This is a genomic window from Mesoaciditoga sp. (genome assembly GCF_054006115.1).
On the sequence record NZ_JBPNHS010000009.1, the window covers coordinates 33,679 to 50,791 of the forward strand.

The window sequence follows — 17,113 nt, forward strand, 5'->3', positions numbered from 1 at the left end:
GTTTAGGCTTTAAAGATAAGAATGGAGGACATCATGCTTTCAAAAGAAAAATATGATGAAGTGATAAGGTTTGTATTGAGAAAAGAATTAGAAGAAGTTATTGGAAAGCCCACGGGCTTTATCAAAAGGGGAAAAGATGAAAATTTGAAAATAGATACACACTTTGCCAAGCGCGGTGAATTGGAAGAAGACGAATCCAAATTACAGGTTATTCCATACGTTGTTTTTGAGGTTTCCGATGATGACATTTTCAAGGGAATATTGACTTATGTTAGAAAAGGAAGTGAAGACAGACTTTTGAACAAATTGTCAGTTGGATTTGGTGGACATTCTAACATGCAAGACAAAAATATTCAAGAAACCGCGTGCCGTGAAATAAAAGAAGAAATAGGATATCCAATAAAATCATCTGAATTGAGATTTGCTGGATACATATTCAGCGATAACGATGCAGTTTCACGCGTTCATGTTGGTTATGTTTACATTGCAAGAATGAGCATGAAATCTTTTGAAAATCTCGAGATTTCGGATGAGATAAAGAAAATCTGTTTGTACAAGCCAAAAACAGGAAAGCTTCAAGAATGTGATGGCATTTTTGAAAATTGGTCTTCAATCATCTTAAATGACGATGGTTTTATAAATGAATTGATGAGGTGAATAGTATGCCAGAAGCAGAAGGAAGAACTTACAATTTTGTGGACGAAAGTGCGATAGAAACTGATGTTTTAGAAACTATACAATTTGATAACAAAGACGGAGAAATAGTTAAGTACGAAACTGACGAATTTTCAGCAGTTTGCCCTTTTTCTGGATTACCAGATATTGCAAAGATCTCCATTGAATACATTCCCACAGATAAGATCGTGGAGTTGAAATCTCTGAAATACTATTTCATATCTTTTAGAAACGTTGGAATTTATCAGGAAAGGGCAACTCAAAGGATATTCGACGACCTTTACAATCTATTAGAACCTAGATGGATGAAAATCACGGTGATTTACAACACAAGAGGTGGCATTGACGCTACAACGATCATAGAAAAAGGAGATAAAGAAAAGAAATGACCTCATCTAATCAAAAGAAAATCACCCCTCTCTACGTTGGATTGGCGGTACTATTTGTTACGTGTTTGCTGGTGGCTAACGTTACGGCGGGAAGACTTGTGAATTTTTGGGGAATCACCTTACCCGGTGCCGTTTTGATATTCCCAATTTCTTACATATTTGGTGACATATTAACCGAAGTATATGGCTTCAAGAGATCGCGACTTGTCATTTGGTTGGGTTTAGGAGCGAATGTTTTTATGGCACTTTTTTTCTTACTAGTCAATACCTTGCCAGCACCTATTTGGTGGCAATCGCAAGCGAAATCTTACAGCCTTGTCTTGGGGCTTGCGCCAAGAGCCGTGTTGGCTTCTATCACCGCTTATTTCATAGGAGAGTATTTGAACTCCATGGTGCTAAGCAAGATGAAAATACTAACCAAAGGAAAATGGTTGTGGACAAGAACAATAGGGTCGACTGTCATAGGTGAAGGTGCCGATACTGTAATTTTCATCACGATCGCTTTTACCGGCCTTATGTCGGCGCATAACCTTTTGTTTCTTATGGTAGCGCAATATCTTTTTAAGGTGATATACGAAGTAATCGCAACACCTTTAACCTATTTTGTCGTCTTCAAAGTGAAAAAGATAGAAGGTATAGATACGTACGATTATGGAGAAAAATACAATCCGGTTGGTTTGAAAATAGATTGACTTTTTAACATTAACGCACAGGTTGACTAAATCGATTTCTTGACATCGAATATTTATAGTGTTATACTAAAAAAAGCGGAGTGAATTGTTACTCGCAGGGTGTGGATTGGGGGACGTAAGGTCCCCTAATTTATCGAATAAACAAGGACAATTATGAAAGTATGCGTTATAGGAGAAAACCTTATAGATTTTTTTAAAAATGAAAGTGGCTTTCAACCCCATGTGGGAGGTTCCTCCTTAAATGTGGCCGTGGGACTTTCAAGACTTGGAGTAAAAGTAGGGTATGTAACGAAGTTTTCAAATGATCTTTTTGGAAGGATGATCAAAGAGACTCTTCTTTCGGAAGGAGTAGATCTTTCGAATAGTTTGACTTCGGATAATTTGCATACAACTCTCTCATTCGTATTCATGCATGATGAAATACCTTCTTTTGAAATATTCAACCGTTGCACGGCGGATTCTTCTTTGGAAGTGGAAGAGCTTTCAAATATCGATGTCGATGAATTCGAAGCCATCCATTTTGGCTCTATTACACTTGCCACTTCTTCTGTCAAGGCTATTTTCGAGCTCGTAAAGAGATTCAAAGAAGCCGGAAAATTCGTTACTTTTGATCCAAATTACCGAAGAAATGTAGCTGAAAATGAAGAAGAATACGTTAAAAACATATTTAAAGGCTGGAAAATTGCAGATGTTGTGAAATTGAGTTTGGAAGACGCCCATGCTTTATTTCATGAATTTAATCTAAACAAGATAATAGAAACAATACGTTATCTTAGTGTTCCAGCTGTTATAACTAAGGGCGCTGAAGGGGCGGACGTTGTAATTGAAAAAAAGATGATTCACGTAAAAGCCGTAAAAACCGATGCTGTGGATACCACAGGATGTGGTGATGCGTTTTGTGCGGGTATGATTTACAGCCTTTTGAAGGATCGTTTTAACGTTGACGTTCATACTCTTGAGCGTGCATGTGAAGTGGGCAATGTGGTAGCATCTTTTACTGCGAAAAAAACAGGTGCCTTTTCTTCTTTTCCACATTTTGAAGATGTGGAAAAATCATTGAGCACCTGAGTTGGTTTAACTTCAATTATCAGCTTTGTTTTTGCTTCAAACGTTTCATCCGGAAAAAATCGTCTCTTTCTGTTTCTTCAATGTAAGATTCTATAAATTTAACGGTTTCTTCGTACTGAGGAATCAAAACATTTTCCAAAGCGTTAACTCTTCTCTGCGTCTTCTTTATTTCCCGAGCCAATCGATAAACCTTTGTTTCGATTTCTGCAAGCCTTGATATCAATGAAAGAGCCCTTTTAAAAGATTTGTAAGCTCTGTCTAAATTGGCATTGGTTTTCACAAATCCATATGAAGGTTCTATTTCTTCAGAAATTTCATCTACTTCGGGAATTTCAACCCCCATAATGCTCCTTAACTTTATGGAAAGGCTCGATTCTTCTTCCACAGCCGTTCCAGCTTCTTCGACGTATTCTATGCCAACGCTCAAACTCGCCTTTTGCAAGCTTTCATAAGCCTCTGAGAAAACTTCATCTATTTTTTCCTGAACTTCGCGCGCTGAGTCTATCAGGCGCATCATTTCCCTTATGAGCACGTTTCTTTTTTTGTCTAAAAGAGTGTGGCCCTCCCTTGCCAATGCAAGGGAGCGCTTAGTTTCTATAAGCTTGCTTTTCGTTGGAGAAACATTCACACTCATTTTGCTTCTTCCCTCGCCTGATAATGTTCTTTTATCTCTTCTTCACTCACACGTGTGAGTTCGCTTGGTGGTAGATATCCGAGTACCTTCCATCCTATGTCAAGAGTTTCTTCTATGCTTCTGTCTTCATCTTCACCTTGATTTAAAAATTCTCTTTCGAAGGCTTCACCAAATTTCAGGTATTTCTTGTCTAAATCGGTCAGTTCTTCTTCGCCTATTATTGAAGCCAGAGCCCTCACTTCTTGCACACGGCTATATGCGGCAAAAAGCTGACTTGACACGTGTGGATGATCGTCTCTCGTATATCCCTTACCTATACCATCTTTCATAAGACGGGAAAGGGAAGGTAAAATCCCTATAGGAGGGTATATTCCTTTCCTTTGAAGTTCTCGACTTAAAACTATTTGACCTTCGGTAATGTAACCCGTAAGATCTGGAATAGGGTGAGTTATATCATCGTTAGGCATGGAAAGAATAGGTATTTGGGTGACAGATCCTTTCCTTCCATTTATCATACCTGCTCTTTCATAGATGGTTGCCAGATCACTGTAGAGGTAGCCCGGGTATCCCTTTCTCGAAGGCACTTCACCTCGTGCGGTAGAAAGTTCGCGCAATGCCTCGCAATAGTTGGTCATATCCGTTAGTATAACCAGCACATGCATGTCTTTTTCGTACGCCAAATATTCTGCCGCCGTGAGAGCCACACGTGGAGTCGCTATTCTTTCTATGGTTGGATCGTCTGCCAAATTCAAAAAGGTAACAACGTTCCTTATTGCCCCTGATTCTTCGAAACTTGAAAGTATGTATTGGGCATCGTCATGTTTTATTCCCATGGCAGCGAACACAATTGCGAAATTTCCACTTTCTTCGCCCTTGAGTTTGGCCTGTTTTGTAATTTGAACTGCCAACCTGTTATGTGGAAGACCATTTCCAGAGAAAACGGGCAATTTTTGTCCACGAATAAGAGTCATCAAACCATCTATTGCAGATATCCCGGTTTGTATAAAATTTCTCGGATACATTCTTGAAGCCGGATTTATCGGCGCACCATTTATATCTTGGTAAACACCGTTAACTATCTCCAGACCCCCATCAATTGGTCTTCCTATTCCGTTAAACGTTCTTCCAAGAATTTCTTCTGAAACCTTTATTTGAAGTGTTTTACCCAAAAACTTCACTTTCGTTTCGTTCAAGTTTAATCCTTCCGTACCTTCAAAAACTTGAATGACTGCCATTTCTTTACTAACTTGAACAACTTGCCCAAGCCTCTTTTTTCCTCTGAAATTCAATTCTACAACTTCGTTGTAACCGACATTTTCAACATTTTCCATGAAAACCAAAGGTCCGTTTATCTGCGATAAACCAACGTATTCTTTAAGGGGCATTTTTCACGCCTCCTTTACGTGCTGATATTTTTCGTCTAAGGAATCAAAGAAGGATACCATTTTCTTTTCTATGTCTTTGAATTCGTCTAACTTGTCATTTGGAATTTTTTCTTTCATCCTCATGAGAGTACTCACTATTTCCTCGTCTAAAACTTCAGAGATGGCTACGCCTTTTGAAACGAGTTCCATGGCTCGATCGTAATACAGCAAAATAAGCCTTAACATTTCGTATTGTTTCTTGACTTCGCAAAAGGCATCCACATCGCTAAATGCACTTTGCTGGAGGTAACCAATTTTGAGTATGTTTGCCACTCTTACAATTAGCTTTTGATCATCTGGAAGAACGTCTTCACCAACCAATTTTATTATTTGTTGTAAGTTGTCATCCTCGCTGAATATGTTCATGGCCTTTTTTATCATGTCAACGAAATCGGGATGGACGTTCTTTTCAAACCAATCTTTTAACTCTCCTGTGTATTCGCTGTAGCTGTTAAGCCAACTAATTGACGGATAATGTCTTGCGTTTGCCAACGATTTGTCAAGTGCCCAGAAACATCTTATAAACCTCTTGGTATGAGTGGTAACCGGTTCCGAGAAATCTCCTCCTGGAGGAGAAACAGCCCCGATTATCGAAATAGAACCTATTTTCTCTTCTTTACCGAGCACTTCGGCTCTTCCGGCCCTTTCGTAAAACTCCGCCAATCGTGACGACAGATACGGTGGAAATCCTTCCTCAGCTGGCATTTCTTCCAGCCTACCTGATATTTCCCTAAGCGCTTCTGCCCATCTTGAAGTTGAATCAGCCATTAAAGCAACGTTGTATCCCATATCCCTGAAGTATTCGGCTATTGTAACTCCAGTGTATATTGAAGCTTCACGAGCAGAAACTGGCATGTTGGAAGTGTTCGCTATAAGGATAGTTCTTTCCATCAAGGGATGACCATTTCTTGGATCTTTTAACTGTGGAAACTCTTCCAACACTTCTGTCATTTCATTACCGCGTTCTCCACATCCGATGTACACGACTATATCCGCGTCTGACCATTTCGCGAGTTGATGCTGGGTTATGGTTTTTCCCGTTCCAAATCCTCCCGGAATGGCCGCCGCTCCACCTTTACTGATTGGGAAAAAGGTGTCTATTACCCGCTGACCTGTTATAAGTGGTTCTGATGGAGCTAACCTCTTTTTCGTTGGACGCGGAATTCTGACAGGCCATTTTTGGTAAAGCTTAACTTCTTTTTTTGAACCATCAGGAGTTTCAACTGTTAAAATTGTCGTATCCAAAGTATAGCTTCCGGATTTAAGAACTTTGACCGCCTTTCCGGAAATATCCGGCGGAACCATTATCCGGTGTTCAACTGATTCGGTTTCCTTCACCTTTGCTATTACCTGACCCGGAACTACTTCTTCTCCTTCTTTTACGATGATCTCAACGTCCCACGCTTTTGACATATCAAGCGCGTCCGCGCTAACTCCTCTTTCAAGAAAATCTCCCGATTTACTTTTGAGGACTTCTAGAGGCCGTTGAATTCCGTCAAAAACGCTTTTTATTATTCCTGGGCCCAACGTTACAGATAACAGCTCTCCAGTTCCCTCAATGGGTTCTCCTGGTTTTAAACCGGAAGTTTCTTCATAAACTTCTATTGTTGCCAAATCTTCATCTAACGATATCACTTCACCCGTTAGCTTTAAATTTCCAACTTTTACAACCTCATGCATCATAACCCCTGTCATATTCTTTGCTTTGACGACAGGGCCGTTTATCATATAAACTTCTCCCACTACTTTTTTCATTGCCATCACCCGTTAATGTTTAATTCTGAAAACACATGGCTTAAAAACGTTTCTTCCATTTCTCTAAGTTTGCTTTCAAGCGTGTTTTCAATAACGATACGCTTGTTGTTTGTGAACACGATCGCTCCACCTTTTATTGGGACAAATTCGTCTGAAAGAGTTAAAACCTTTTTACTTTCTTTTCCGAGTTTTTCCAGCAACTTAGATGCCATTTCTTTGTCTTCTTTCCTAACTTGGATTGTGATTTCTTTTCCGTCTAATGAATCGATTGCCTCTTTCAACAATTTTTCAAAAAGAATGGGATAATCCTTGGTAGAGCTTAAAGCGTACACGCTTTCTTCCAAATCTCTCATTGCCGCCTTCATTATTTCATTTTTGGCATCTAAAAGCAATTTAGAGGCCTTCGCTTTTGATTGGGCTTCTTCTTTTCTTTCAAAGTTCCTGACCTTATTTTTTGCTTCGTTTAATATGCTTTCGTACGCTCTATTGGCTTTATTTTTGTATTCTTCTTCTATTTCTTTTGAACGCTTTTCAGCATCTTTTATCATCTTTTCGGCTTCAATTTGAGATTTGGATTTTATGTATTCCTTTAATGAATTTAACTTCTTCTCGACGTTCATTCCAACTTCACCCCTATCGCTTCTTTGACGTAACGAGTTATAAAATCCTTTGGACGCTTTGTTCCATGTCTGTCTGGAATGATCGTCAAAAGCGGCAAAGATTTTGACGTTCTTAACTCGTATACAACTTCTGGAATCTCATCTGCTATTTTTTCTGTCATTAGTATTACTCCGACGTCCTTCATTTTTTTGGCTTTTTTTACGGCGTCTAAAATCTCTTCCCTTTCGTGAACAACAACACCCTTCACTCCTACCAAACGTAATCCTATTTGGGTATCTATGTTGTCACTTATAAGGAAGAATCTCATTTTTTTCAGATCCTTCCCATTATCATTATTGATATGATCAAACCGTAAATTGCGACACCTTCAGCCAACCCAACGTAAATGAGGGTTTTTCCAAGCATTTCTGGTTTTTCGCTTATAGCTCCTATTCCAGCGGCACCGGCTATTCCAACGCCTATACCGGCTCCCATTGAAGCCAATCCAGTTGAAAGACCTGCTCCTATGTATCCTAGCCCCGGATTTATATTCGCAGCCACAGTCGTTGCTGCAGTGCTGGCGCTTTGAGCAAAAGCATGACCGCTTGGAAACATGGTAACGAGTGCAAATGTGATTAGACCAAACAACGACGCCATGTTAGTACCTAAGACTTTTTTCCCTGTTTTCGTGGGGGAAGTCAACCGATCGAATATCTTGCGGTTGTTGAAAATCACCCCCAACGCTATAGTCGCGAATATCACAGATGACATCAAGATGATTGAAACTAACATTTTCCTTTCCTCCTTTCAAATTCTGTTCATTATCAATATAGATACTATGAGACCATAAGTAGCTATTCCACTTGCCAATCCGGCATAGATCATACTTTTTCCTAGCATTCTTGGTTTTTCACTTACTGAACCTATTCCGGCTGCTCCAGCTATCCCAACACCTATTCCAGCACCTATTGAAGCTAATCCTGTCGCCAACCCCGCTCCCACATATCCTGAACCGGGATTTATGTTTGCAGCTGTTGATGCCACAGTAGCACTAGCACTTTGAGCAAAAGTGTGACCACTTGGAAGCACTGTTATAATTGCAAAAACAATAAAGCCAAATAACGGAGCTGTATAAAAATCCAAGATCATTTTTTTCTTTTTTATTGGTGTAAATAATTGGTTAGTAGTTTTGTAATCATTTAAGATCTTTTTTGACATAATAATAAATATAGTGAGGAGAATTAAAACAAATAAAAATTGCATTCATCTTTCCTCCTTTCAAATTCTGCTCATTATCAGTATTGAAATTATTAGTCCGTAGGTAGCTACTCCATTGGCTAAACCAGTATAAATCATGGATTTTCCTAGCATTCTTGGATTTACGTTTCCAACTTTTATGGATGTACTTCCAACCACACCCGTACCCCATCCAGCGCCAACAGAGGCCAAACCTGTTGCCAAGCCAGCTCCTACATATCCTAGTCCCGTTGAAAGAAATTCTTTTGAAGAAAATATGTTAGTGTGAGCTATTTGAGCCATGACCTTATCCGGGCTTAAAAAGAGCGCTAACACCGTCATCCCTATGACTAAATTTCCTCCCAAAGCTGCGTAGCTAAAAAATTTGGACGAGGTATTTTCATCTTTCTTTTTGAAAGGAAGACCTCTTAATGTTAAAAACGAGATCACGAACATACTAAAAATTATAAGCATAACAAATTGTAATACAGTCATTTTTCTCCCTCCATAAATGTGAATGGATGGAAATCTTTTCCACTTGCTTCAAAGAACTTAGTGAAAAACTCGTAATAGATAAGCCTTAAATCTTGAATGAAGACAACTAGGCCTTCAAGTCCAACCAACATAAGCTGTCCAAGTATGAATACAGTTGTCGCCCAAATTCCACCACCTGGGGTTGGTAACACCATTAACGTTAGCACCCAAAATGCCATAAACAAAGCTTCGTGTGTTAAGGCAAACGCCGCAAGCCTTACGAAAGATATAGCGTTACTTAAATACGAAATGAGAGTTTCAAACATTCCAAATCCCATTTCAACCCAAAAACCCTCAGGCAAAGAAACCTTTTGATGTGTGACAATCTGAGCCAGAGGCTTTTTGAAAAACATGGCTCCAAAAGCCGCTCCCAACATCACTTCCCAGAATATTGGTGAAAAAGGTATGGGCTTTTTCATGAAATACAGAGACACCAAGTAAATCGATGGAACGTAAAAAACCAGTCCAGCTATGCCTTCAGCGCTGAAAAGCGCCTTTTCCATATCTCTTTGGAGAAATCCATTTACGATGTTTAAGATCATACCAAATATCAACATTCCGATACCGTAATACACGGATATCACCAGCAATTGGTTTATTTGAAGAGTGGGTTTTAGCCATAAGGGCGGTATCCAGTCAAAGCCAAAGACGGAACCGTACATAAAGCCAAAAAACACGGAAGATAAAGCTGCACTCATCATTACCACACCAAATTTCCCCGATCCTTTTTTGTATAAAAGATATCCAAACAAGAACAGCGCCAAACCATGCCCGACATCTCCTAGCATAAAACCATACATGAATATGAAGAAGGCGGTTATAAACGGTGTTGGATCTATTTCTCCGTAACGAGGAGTACCGAACATCTGCGTTATGAACTCAAATGATCTTATCAATCCTCCTCTGTTTACAAGTTTAACGGGAACTTCAAGATGAGGATTCTTTTTAAGCACTTCCCGTGGTTCATTTTCTAAAATCAAAGCTTTGTCTTTAAGCTCATTGTCGATTTTTTGGGCGTCTTTCACCGGCATCCAGCCACTTAAAAAATGAATGTTTTCTTGTGGCGTAGAAGAATTAAATCTCGCCAGATCGTATATTCTTTTGTTGGAAACAATTGTAGAGTAAACGTCGTCTACGAATTCTTTGCTCGCGTAGAGAACTTTTTTCACAACGCTATCGTTCTCTTCTATGGAAATCCTTGTTATTTGTATGAGAGACTCTATTCTTTTTTTGATTTCTTTTGGCGTACCATGGAAATCTACAGGCAATTTATCTTCTTCAAAGTACGCCGATTGAAGTATTTTTTGTGCTTCTTCCAAAAAATCCGGTGTTGTAAAGACAAATATCCATGAATTGTCATTGTCTCTATTGGCTTCCAGTATAAGAATAGGAACATTAAGAGACGATTCTACCAAAGCTTCGTAGTGTCTAATTGGAACTCTTCCAAAGAATATTTTTATTCTTTTTATTTCAGCCAAATTTTCAAGCTCAACGTTTAAACCAGCCAAGATGTTAACGTAGAACAAAGCTTTTTCATAGTCCTGAATTTTCTTTGAAAGTTCCGTTTTCTTTTCAAAAGCCTTTTTTATGCTGGCGTTAAGCAAAGAAAACCTTTTCAAAGTTTTTTGAATGTCTAATTCATCTTTGATCTTATTTTCATTGAAGATGGGAGTGTACTCTGTCATCTTTAAAAATTGCATCATCTCAGAATAGAGTGGCTGATAGGGGTTGTCACTCTCTAGTTGTAAAAGATCATTTTTAACTTCTTCTTTCACCAGCAATTTCAAATCCAATGGCTCAAAAGCCTTGGACTCTAACAACTCAAAGTTAACGTCTTTCATGTCTTCCTTTGGAAAGGCAAGTACAACGTTTTTCATCTTCGCTACGGCCATATTATCACCTCATCATACTTACGACCATGTAATCAAATGCTTCTTTATTTCATCGGCCTCTAAGCTGTATCTTATGCCTTCTATTATGGTTGTAACATCTAATATCTCGTATTCTTTCAAGAATAAGTAATGGAGAAAGGGCGCTATTGAAAAACCTCCCCATGTTGAAATGGCATCGTTTGACTTTTGATACAAATACTTTTTCATTTTCAGCGTAATCATTTCTGGTGTTATGTCTTCCAGTTTTTCAGAAATTTCCCTTAGCAAAAATCCGTATGGACCGTCCAAAATGATGTTTAAAAGTCCCTTCATTTCTTTTGCATCACATAGACTATGAGAATAAGTCGAATTCAATCTAAAGCCAATTGGAATTAAAGAATTATACAGTTCTTCATTTCCCATTGAGTAAAAATTCTTAACCCTTATTATCCATTCTAAATTTACAAGATCTATTCTTTCTCCTATAATCGCTTTAACCACTAGGTAGTCATCGTAATTCAATCCTCTCGCAGCTTTCATGAATCCAAAGAACAACCATCTATCCAATCCATTTTCTATTTTCCCTATAACGTTTTTTGATTTTTCCTGATAGCTGGCGAAAACATTTCTTATCACTTCATGGTAAGGCGTTCCCTCTAAAGAGGTGAGTATCTCGTCTTCATTTGTGCAAGCCGCAACTTTCATTGGATCTATTAGCGCCTTTTTGCCCAAATCGTAGAATTTTCCTTTCAATTCTTCCAGATTCTTTTTCGATTCCCTTTCAACCAGCGCGTTTCTCAACGCCAACTTTAAATTTTCTATTTCATACCTTCTCATTATGTAATAAGTAAATTGACGATTTGAATTCACAAAGAAAGCGAATATTTTTTTTATATCTTCTACCAGATCTCTCTTCAGTCTCATTTCTAAATCCCGCCTGTGTAGCTCTTCTGGGTTGGCATCTTCTAAAACTTTTGAATACATACTGGTTTCTTTCAAGTAAGCCGTTATTTCAGGAACGCTCTTTTTTCCCATCAACCCTTCGTAATCTTCTTTCTTTAACAAGCGGCTTGTCATTCCTGCAATTTTTGCATGCACTCCCGCATATGTCAACAGGCTTGACATTATTTGGTCACTCCCAGAAAGTCGGAGATAAATGCTCTTATTATCTCATCTTTTGAATTAAGATAACTCTCCCTCATTTTCATAACTTTTTGACGAGTTTCGTTTAAGAGTTTTTCATCGGCCATTCTCATTTTTTCTTGAGCTTCTTTCATCATCTTTCTGGCAATTTCATTTGCTTCTGACGTTTTCGATTCAACTAAAGCTTCTCCTTTTTTTATTGCTTCCTTTATCATTCGCTGACTTTTTTGCTGAGCTTCCTGAACTATATCTCTCGATTCTTTTTCGGAGGACACGAGTTCCTTTATGACGTCTTCTATTTCTATTCCCATGGCTCTCCTCCTTTCCGCACTCTAATCTCGGTGTTAATATCCATTCGCATTTGAAAATTATACCACTTATGAATCCCAAGAACCCAATTGAAAAGCTTTTTTCTTCGTTTTTTTTCAGAAATTAACATATGCGAAAATAAAAGCGATCTTTGAAAAGAAAGCTTAAAACTCAAAGAAACAAAAATGTACTTGACAAGCGAGGCATATTTAAGGTAAGATATGCTTGTCTGAACACGTGATGTTGCCCTCATCGTCTAGTGGTCTAGGACACCGGCCTTTCACGCCGGCGGCTGGGGTTCGAATCCCCATGAGGGCGCCAAGGATTGGGGACATAGCTCAGCGGGAGAGCGCCTGCCTTACAAGCAGGAGGTCGCAGGTTCAAACCCTGCTGTTCCCACCACCAAAAGAGTGGGGACGTGGTGCAGTTGGTTAGCATGCCGGTCTGTCACACCGGTGGTCGCGAGTTCGAGCCTCGTCGTCCCCGCCAATGCCGAGGTAGCTCAGGTGGTAGAGCAGTGGACTGAAAATCCTCGTGTCCCTGGTTCGACTCCAGGCCTCGGCACCATGAAGCGAGAAGAAAAATTCTTCTCGCTTTTGTTTTGTTTATGATATAATTCTTTTCGAATTCATAAGGTGAGGTATAGAATGCCCACATTCATATTCGATGCGGTAAACCCTAATGGAAAAACCGTTAAGGGAAGGTTAGATGCCCCAAATGAAGTAAGCCTTGTCAACAGACTATCCCAGGAAGGATATGTCATCCTAAGCGTTCAAGCCGTTAAAACCAAGAAAAAAGGTGTAAGATTAAGGGCAAAATTGGGGGATCTGGTTCTTTTCACGCGTCAATTTTCCACCATGATAAACGCTGGCGTTAGGATAAAAGACGCTTTGCAAATATTATCACGTCAGGAAGCCTTTACCAAGCCTTTCAGAAAGGTATTAGAAAATATACTCGTTTCAATAGACGGAGGAATGTCGCTTGCTGAAGCGTTTGACGAGGCTGGAATATTCGACCCGGTGCTCGTCAATTTAATGCAAGCGGGAGAAAGTGGTGGGGTGTTAGATGAAGCCCTCTTGAAGCTTTCGAAATTCTACGAAGATAGCAAAAGAATCAAGGATCAAATCCGTTCGGCTATGGCTTATCCGCTTTTTGTTTCGATCTTCGCCATTTTGATTTTGATGGTTATAAGTCTTTTCATTTTACCAAATTTGTTTAGGGCATTTGGCAATGTGAAACCAACCGGAGTAGTGGCCTTACTCATGAATGGTAACGATTACATGGTTCATCATTGGTTAAGCGTTATTATTTTCCTGATCGTTTCAACAGTTGGCGGATATTATTTTATGAGAACACCTTATGGAGTTGCCACAAAGGCCTTTGTTTTGTCTTTATTCCCACCAATAAAAAAATTGAGAAAATTGGAAACAGCTTCGAGTTTCAGTAAAACTCTGGCCACGTTGATATCCAGTGGCGTTTCCATAATGGATGCCGTAAAGATGGCGGCAAATTCGACATCAGATCACGCCTTGATAAAAACGGTTCCCCAAATGGTTGATACGTTGAGAAATGGTGGAACTCTTAAAGAAGCGATGCAAAAAAGTAAATACTTTCCTCAATTGCTTGTTGAAATGGTTGGAACCGGTGAAGAAACCGGTCGAGTGGATGAAATGTTAAACAAAGTTGCCGACTTTTACGATGAAGAGGTATCTGTTAAACTCAAACAAATAGTGTCTATGGTGGAACCCGCTATGATAGGCTTCATAGGTATAGCGGTTGGCTTTTTAACTTACAGTCTTTATCAAACCATGTTCAGCCTTGAAAATGGTGCGGGTCAATTTGGAAAATGAAAAACGGGTATACTTTAACGGAATTGATGGTGTACATCGTTTTGCTTACTATCTTCTTTTCAATTTTAACGATTGTGCTTTGGAAATTCAATGAAAAAATGCTGTTCATGCTTGACGTTAAGAATGTTGAGCACCTTATCAAGTACGCGAGGCAAATATCGTTGCTTAAAAAGGTAAAAAGTGTTTTTTACCTTGGAAATAGGGAAATGTACGTGAAAGTCGGAAACAAAATTTTGAAAAAACGGAAGGTGGAAATTGCTAAATTCAAAAGCAAAACTTTTGCCTTTTCCAACGGTATCCCGGTTAATCCTTCAGGAGGTTCAAAACAGGGAGGCGGCGGGGAATTTTTTCTTTCAATTAAAGATGAGAAAGTTCGTGTGAGTATTCAACCCGTAACAGGGTTTTTGAAAATAGTTTGGAAGTGAGAAAATGGGGATATTTTTCGGCGATTACTACGTTGGACTTGATGTGGGAAGATATAAAGCGGAAGGCGTAAAATTGAAAAAGAGCGGAAAGAAAATTGAAACCGTCGGCTCCATCACAGTTCCTTACGCTAATAAGGCATTTGATGGAGAGATTATAGCGGACGAAAGTGAAATAGCCGTCGCCTTGGGAAAGATAAAGATGGCCTTGAATATTAATATAGAGGATCATATAACCACAGCGCTTTTTCCGGATAGAATTCTTTTTAGAAAATTGGAGTTACCGATAATGCCTCGAGATCAGGCTGCGAACGCTGCGAAATTTCAAATAGTAAAAGAACTTTCTATATCTCCTGACGAAATAAACGTTGAAGTGGAAGTTAGGCAAAAAAGCATGGCCGCTTTGGATGTTTCTTCTTTTGTAGTTAAAGTGGAAGACATTTCGACGTTTAACGGGCTTTTATTCAAAGCCGGACTTCCATTTCCGGACATTTTGGATGCCGGATATTTCAAGTACAACTACCTTGTAAGGGACAAATTTTTTAAAGGTGTTTCTTTTGTTGTTGTTGAAGACATCTCTTCAACATATGTTGAGCTTTTCAAGGACGATTGGTTGATCGGTATAGACAGCATTCCATCCGGCTCAGAGGGGCTTGAAGAATTAGACGAAGATATGATTCTATCACATTACATGGATCTGAACGATAAAATTCAAAATCTGGCAAGAATGATGCTTTCAAGGTATTCCATGGCCGAAGTTGTCGTGGAGAATTTGATTTACGTGTCTGAATTTATGGAAAACGTTCATATTTGGGAAAAGAGTTCCAACAACTTGAACTTAGCAAAAAATGTTCTTCCATATGATAAGGTGATTGTAGAAAATTCTAATCTTCCACTTGCGGCTTACAGTTTGGCAATGAGAGGGGTGAAGGAGAATACCAAGAATAAATTTTTACAGAAAAAAGGTTCGAAGAGTAAAGCTTCTTAAATTTCTTATTGTTGTTGGTATGATTTTCGCCGCAGGTTTTTCTTTTTACGCGGTAAGCGCGAAGATGATAGATAGAATATACGCTTCGTCCCTTTCAAGTGATCAAAAACTTTTAAATGCTATTGGTATCTCGTCTTTTTCGAGTCTTTCAAAAGACGAAATTCAAAGGAGAATTGACAATCAGATTGAAAGGTATAGCACTCTTTTGAATTCAAAAGCGAGAACCCTTTCCTACATGAAAGATACCCTTCAAAATGTCAACGATTTTCATTTCACGTTTTACTCGATTCAAAATGTCCTTAAAAAGATGAAAGGCCAGGTTTCCATTTCTCAACTTGAATATTCTACAAAATCCGCGAGCAGGCTTGAAATGGAACAGTTTTCTTTGGAAAAAAGCGGCGCTTTTAAAGAAGAAGAAAAATATTTTAAGGAACTGGGTTTGGACTTGCAAGAAGTGAAGAACGGAACTTCTAAATGGTATAAAACTGTAAATGTGAAGTTCTATCTTAGGAGTAAAAGATGAGCAGAAAAGTTGCTATGGTTCTCATAATTCTTTCTCTTGCCTTTATGGTAATTTTTGATGCCACGATGCTTTTTGTTCAATCTGGAAAGCTTGAAAAGATAATACGTTCTATACAAAAATTTGACACATTGTATTCTCAGAATTTTAGAATGCAGCAACAATTGCTTCTTTATTCAAAAAAGATAAATGCCGTTACCATATCAGCAAACGCATTGGAAGAAAAGCTAAAAGTTTTAATACCCGATGCGAATTTTAAAGTTTCTGGTGATACCATATCATTTAGTGGAAATATACTGGTAGACCCATCCAAGCTTTTGGATTTGCTTTTGAATTATACGAATGTTAGCGTTGAAGATATTTCATTTTCGTCCCTCATACCTGTGAGATACTCTGGCTTTTCGTACAATGAAATTTTTAAAGAGAAAGTTGCTTTGAAAAAACTGATCGTAAAGGTTTACGGTGGATGAGTATGAAGAATAGAAAAATCGTGGTTTGGCTGCTTTTGTTACTCATAATAGCAATTTTTGGATGGATAGGTTATACCCTGTTCTTTCCAAAATCGCCATCAAGGAATTTTAACGTGAATGTCCGCCCCCAAACTTTCAGAATAGAAAGTGCGCTGGCAAAAAAGGTGTCCACCGATTACGTTAGAAGTATAAAGGTGACACAAGATTTGTTTTCCCCATTAACAATTAAACTTAACAAAGAAGATCTTGTCTCATTGTTAAAAAAATCTGATGTCAATTACAAGGTAAATCCAGATTTGAGATACCTTAGTGGTGTGAAATCTGATGAAGTTAACATGGTTACTTTGATCGTGAGTGGAAAATGTATTACCTTTGATTTTGACAGATCAAATACACATTTTTCATGGAGAGGCCAAAAATACGTGCTTGTCTATTTTGATCCAACGTACGAGGGCGCGGTTATAATGAACATCTTTGATGGTCAGCTTTACACGGTTACTTCTCAAGGATTGATAATCGAATGATATGGAGGG

21 protein-coding genes and 4 tRNA genes are annotated in these 17,113 nt (G+C 38.7%); 14 read left to right on the plus strand and 11 right to left on the minus strand.

All coding sequences use genetic code 11. The features are described 5' to 3' along the window. Positions 1–33: 33 nt before the first annotated feature. The 4 genes from ACXJIN_RS01435 to ACXJIN_RS01450 all read left to right on the plus strand — a co-directional run bounded on the left by ACXJIN_RS01435 (position 34) and on the right by ACXJIN_RS01450 (position 2,824). On the plus strand, positions 34–657 hold the full coding sequence (locus ACXJIN_RS01435) for an NUDIX hydrolase (RefSeq protein WP_456398912.1): 624 nt from the start codon (positions 34–36) through the stop codon (positions 655–657). A gap of 5 nt (positions 658–662) precedes the next feature. After that, positions 663–1,064 (plus strand): preQ(1) synthase, encoded by a 402-nt coding sequence (gene queF / locus ACXJIN_RS01440; protein WP_456398914.1) that lies wholly within the window; start codon positions 663–665, stop codon positions 1,062–1,064. Then, a complete protein-coding gene (locus ACXJIN_RS01445; protein WP_456398916.1) occupies positions 1,061–1,756 on the plus strand; it encodes a queuosine precursor transporter in 696 nt (231 codons plus the stop codon). The genes queF and ACXJIN_RS01445 overlap by 4 nt, the downstream gene beginning before the upstream one ends. A 153-nt stretch (positions 1,757–1,909) precedes the next feature. After that, positions 1,910–2,824 (plus strand): carbohydrate kinase family protein, encoded by a 915-nt coding sequence (locus ACXJIN_RS01450; protein WP_456398918.1) that lies wholly within the window; start codon positions 1,910–1,912, stop codon positions 2,822–2,824. Positions 2,825–2,843: 19 nt separating this feature from the next. Here the strand turns inward: ACXJIN_RS01450 and ACXJIN_RS01455 are convergent, their stop codons facing one another. The 11 genes from ACXJIN_RS01455 to ACXJIN_RS01505 form a co-directional block, all read right to left on the minus strand. Then, positions 2,844–3,458, minus strand: a complete 615-nt coding sequence (locus ACXJIN_RS01455) for a V-type ATP synthase subunit D (protein ID WP_456398920.1) — start codon at positions 3,456–3,458, stop codon at positions 2,844–2,846. Continuing rightward, entirely contained in the window at positions 3,455–4,843 is a 1,389-nt protein-coding gene (locus ACXJIN_RS01460) for a V-type ATP synthase subunit B (protein WP_456398921.1), read from the minus strand. The genes ACXJIN_RS01455 and ACXJIN_RS01460 overlap by 4 nt, the downstream gene beginning before the upstream one ends. Before the next feature lie 3 nt (positions 4,844–4,846). Beyond that, positions 4,847–6,637 (minus strand): V-type ATP synthase subunit A, encoded by a 1,791-nt coding sequence (locus ACXJIN_RS01465; protein ID WP_456398922.1) that lies wholly within the window; start codon positions 6,635–6,637, stop codon positions 4,847–4,849. 5 nt (positions 6,638–6,642) lie between these two features. Further along, positions 6,643–7,257: a V-type ATP synthase subunit E gene (locus ACXJIN_RS01470; protein ID WP_456398924.1), complete on the minus strand. Its 615-nt coding sequence runs from the start codon at positions 7,255–7,257 to the stop codon at positions 6,643–6,645. Then, complete coding sequence (locus tag ACXJIN_RS01475) at positions 7,254–7,565, minus strand: V-type ATP synthase subunit F (protein ID WP_456398926.1); 312 nt, start codon at positions 7,563–7,565, stop codon at positions 7,254–7,256. The genes ACXJIN_RS01470 and ACXJIN_RS01475 overlap by 4 nt, the downstream gene beginning before the upstream one ends. Positions 7,566–7,570: 5 nt before the next feature. Continuing rightward, positions 7,571–8,029 (minus strand): ATP synthase subunit C, encoded by a 459-nt coding sequence (locus ACXJIN_RS01480; protein WP_456398927.1) that lies wholly within the window; start codon positions 8,027–8,029, stop codon positions 7,571–7,573. Positions 8,030–8,044: 15 nt separating this feature from the next. After that, entirely contained in the window at positions 8,045–8,380 is a 336-nt protein-coding gene (locus ACXJIN_RS01485; protein ID WP_456398929.1) for an ATP synthase subunit C, read from the minus strand. A 135-nt stretch (positions 8,381–8,515) separates the two neighbouring features. Beyond that, a complete protein-coding gene (locus tag ACXJIN_RS01490) occupies positions 8,516–8,968 on the minus strand; it encodes an ATP synthase subunit C (RefSeq protein WP_456398931.1) in 453 nt (150 codons plus the stop codon). Continuing rightward, complete coding sequence (locus tag ACXJIN_RS01495; protein ID WP_456398933.1) at positions 8,965–10,899, minus strand: V-type ATP synthase subunit I; 1,935 nt, start codon at positions 10,897–10,899, stop codon at positions 8,965–8,967. Before ACXJIN_RS01495 ends, ACXJIN_RS01490 begins: the two co-directional genes overlap by 4 nt. 18 nt (positions 10,900–10,917) lie before the next feature. Next, a complete protein-coding gene (locus ACXJIN_RS01500) occupies positions 10,918–12,003 on the minus strand; it encodes a V-type ATPase subunit (protein ID WP_456398935.1) in 1,086 nt (361 codons plus the stop codon). Further along, positions 12,003–12,332: a hypothetical protein gene (locus ACXJIN_RS01505; RefSeq protein ID WP_456398937.1), complete on the minus strand. Its 330-nt coding sequence runs from the start codon at positions 12,330–12,332 to the stop codon at positions 12,003–12,005. Before ACXJIN_RS01505 ends, ACXJIN_RS01500 begins: the two co-directional genes overlap by 1 nt. A 243-nt stretch (positions 12,333–12,575) precedes the next feature. On the opposite strand from ACXJIN_RS01505, the gene ACXJIN_RS01510 reads away from it, so the two are divergent. The 10 genes from ACXJIN_RS01510 to ACXJIN_RS01555 all read left to right on the plus strand — a co-directional run bounded on the left by ACXJIN_RS01510 (position 12,576) and on the right by ACXJIN_RS01555 (position 17,104). Then, positions 12,576–12,651: transfer RNA gene (locus ACXJIN_RS01510), tRNA-Glu, on the plus strand. A 6-nt stretch (positions 12,652–12,657) separates the two neighbouring features. Beyond that, positions 12,658–12,732, plus strand: a tRNA-Val gene (locus tag ACXJIN_RS01515). 10 nt (positions 12,733–12,742) lie between these two features. Beyond that, a tRNA-Asp gene (locus ACXJIN_RS01520) sits at positions 12,743–12,819 on the plus strand. A gap of 2 nt (positions 12,820–12,821) precedes the next feature. Beyond that, a tRNA-Phe gene (locus ACXJIN_RS01525) sits at positions 12,822–12,897 on the plus strand. A gap of 80 nt (positions 12,898–12,977) precedes the next feature. Further along, positions 12,978–14,180 (plus strand): type II secretion system F family protein, encoded by a 1,203-nt coding sequence (locus ACXJIN_RS01530; RefSeq protein WP_456398939.1) that lies wholly within the window; start codon positions 12,978–12,980, stop codon positions 14,178–14,180. Next, on the plus strand, positions 14,177–14,605 hold the full coding sequence (locus tag ACXJIN_RS01535; RefSeq protein ID WP_456398940.1) for a prepilin-type N-terminal cleavage/methylation domain-containing protein: 429 nt from the start codon (positions 14,177–14,179) through the stop codon (positions 14,603–14,605). The genes ACXJIN_RS01530 and ACXJIN_RS01535 overlap by 4 nt, the downstream gene beginning before the upstream one ends. A gap of 4 nt (positions 14,606–14,609) precedes the next feature. Further along, complete coding sequence (locus tag ACXJIN_RS01540; RefSeq protein WP_456398942.1) at positions 14,610–15,590, plus strand: hypothetical protein; 981 nt, start codon at positions 14,610–14,612, stop codon at positions 15,588–15,590. Between the two features lie 19 nt (positions 15,591–15,609). Then, positions 15,610–16,113, plus strand: coding sequence for a hypothetical protein (locus ACXJIN_RS01545; protein ID WP_456398944.1), 504 nt, complete (start codon positions 15,610–15,612; stop codon positions 16,111–16,113). After that, positions 16,110–16,580: a hypothetical protein gene (locus ACXJIN_RS01550; RefSeq protein ID WP_456398945.1), complete on the plus strand. Its 471-nt coding sequence runs from the start codon at positions 16,110–16,112 to the stop codon at positions 16,578–16,580. The genes ACXJIN_RS01545 and ACXJIN_RS01550 overlap by 4 nt, the downstream gene beginning before the upstream one ends. A gap of 2 nt (positions 16,581–16,582) precedes the next feature. Further along, positions 16,583–17,104 (plus strand): hypothetical protein, encoded by a 522-nt coding sequence (locus ACXJIN_RS01555; protein ID WP_456398947.1) that lies wholly within the window; start codon positions 16,583–16,585, stop codon positions 17,102–17,104. The last annotated feature ends 9 nt before the right edge of the window (positions 17,105–17,113 follow it).

Bases quoted from the DNA above. Each gene is read 5' to 3' on its own strand.
- ACXJIN_RS01435 (WP_456398912.1), top strand. From the start codon at position 34: ATGCTTTCAAAAGAAAAATATGATGAAGTGATAAGGTTTGTATTGAGA.
- queF (WP_456398914.1), top strand. From the start codon at position 663: ATGCCAGAAGCAGAAGGAAGAACTTACAATTTTGTGGACGAAAGTGCG.
- ACXJIN_RS01445 (WP_456398916.1), top strand. From the start codon at position 1,061: ATGACCTCATCTAATCAAAAGAAAATCACCCCTCTCTACGTTGGATTG.
- ACXJIN_RS01450 (WP_456398918.1), top strand. From the start codon at position 1,910: ATGAAAGTATGCGTTATAGGAGAAAACCTTATAGATTTTTTTAAAAAT.
- ACXJIN_RS01455 (WP_456398920.1), bottom strand. From the start codon at position 3,458: ATGAGTGTGAATGTTTCTCCAACGAAAAGCAAGCTTATAGAAACTAAG.
- ACXJIN_RS01460 (WP_456398921.1), bottom strand. From the start codon at position 4,843: ATGCCCCTTAAAGAATACGTTGGTTTATCGCAGATAAACGGACCTTTG.
- ACXJIN_RS01465 (WP_456398922.1), bottom strand. From the start codon at position 6,637: ATGAAAAAAGTAGTGGGAGAAGTTTATATGATAAACGGCCCTGTCGTC.
- ACXJIN_RS01470 (WP_456398924.1), bottom strand. From the start codon at position 7,257: ATGAACGTCGAGAAGAAGTTAAATTCATTAAAGGAATACATAAAATCC.
- ACXJIN_RS01475 (WP_456398926.1), bottom strand. From the start codon at position 7,565: ATGAGATTCTTCCTTATAAGTGACAACATAGATACCCAAATAGGATTA.
- ACXJIN_RS01480 (WP_456398927.1), bottom strand. From the start codon at position 8,029: ATGTTAGTTTCAATCATCTTGATGTCATCTGTGATATTCGCGACTATA.
- ACXJIN_RS01490 (WP_456398931.1), bottom strand. From the start codon at position 8,968: ATGACTGTATTACAATTTGTTATGCTTATAATTTTTAGTATGTTCGTG.
- ACXJIN_RS01495 (WP_456398933.1), bottom strand. From the start codon at position 10,899: ATGGCCGTAGCGAAGATGAAAAACGTTGTACTTGCCTTTCCAAAGGAA.
- ACXJIN_RS01500 (WP_456398935.1), bottom strand. From the start codon at position 12,003: ATGTCAAGCCTGTTGACATATGCGGGAGTGCATGCAAAAATTGCAGGA.
- ACXJIN_RS01505 (WP_456398937.1), bottom strand. From the start codon at position 12,332: ATGGGAATAGAAATAGAAGACGTCATAAAGGAACTCGTGTCCTCCGAA.
- ACXJIN_RS01530 (WP_456398939.1), top strand. From the start codon at position 12,978: ATGCCCACATTCATATTCGATGCGGTAAACCCTAATGGAAAAACCGTT.
- ACXJIN_RS01535 (WP_456398940.1), top strand. From the start codon at position 14,177: ATGAAAAACGGGTATACTTTAACGGAATTGATGGTGTACATCGTTTTG.
- ACXJIN_RS01540 (WP_456398942.1), top strand. From the start codon at position 14,610: ATGGGGATATTTTTCGGCGATTACTACGTTGGACTTGATGTGGGAAGA.
- ACXJIN_RS01545 (WP_456398944.1), top strand. From the start codon at position 15,610: ATGATTTTCGCCGCAGGTTTTTCTTTTTACGCGGTAAGCGCGAAGATG.
- ACXJIN_RS01550 (WP_456398945.1), top strand. From the start codon at position 16,110: ATGAGCAGAAAAGTTGCTATGGTTCTCATAATTCTTTCTCTTGCCTTT.
- ACXJIN_RS01555 (WP_456398947.1), top strand. From the start codon at position 16,583: ATGAAGAATAGAAAAATCGTGGTTTGGCTGCTTTTGTTACTCATAATA.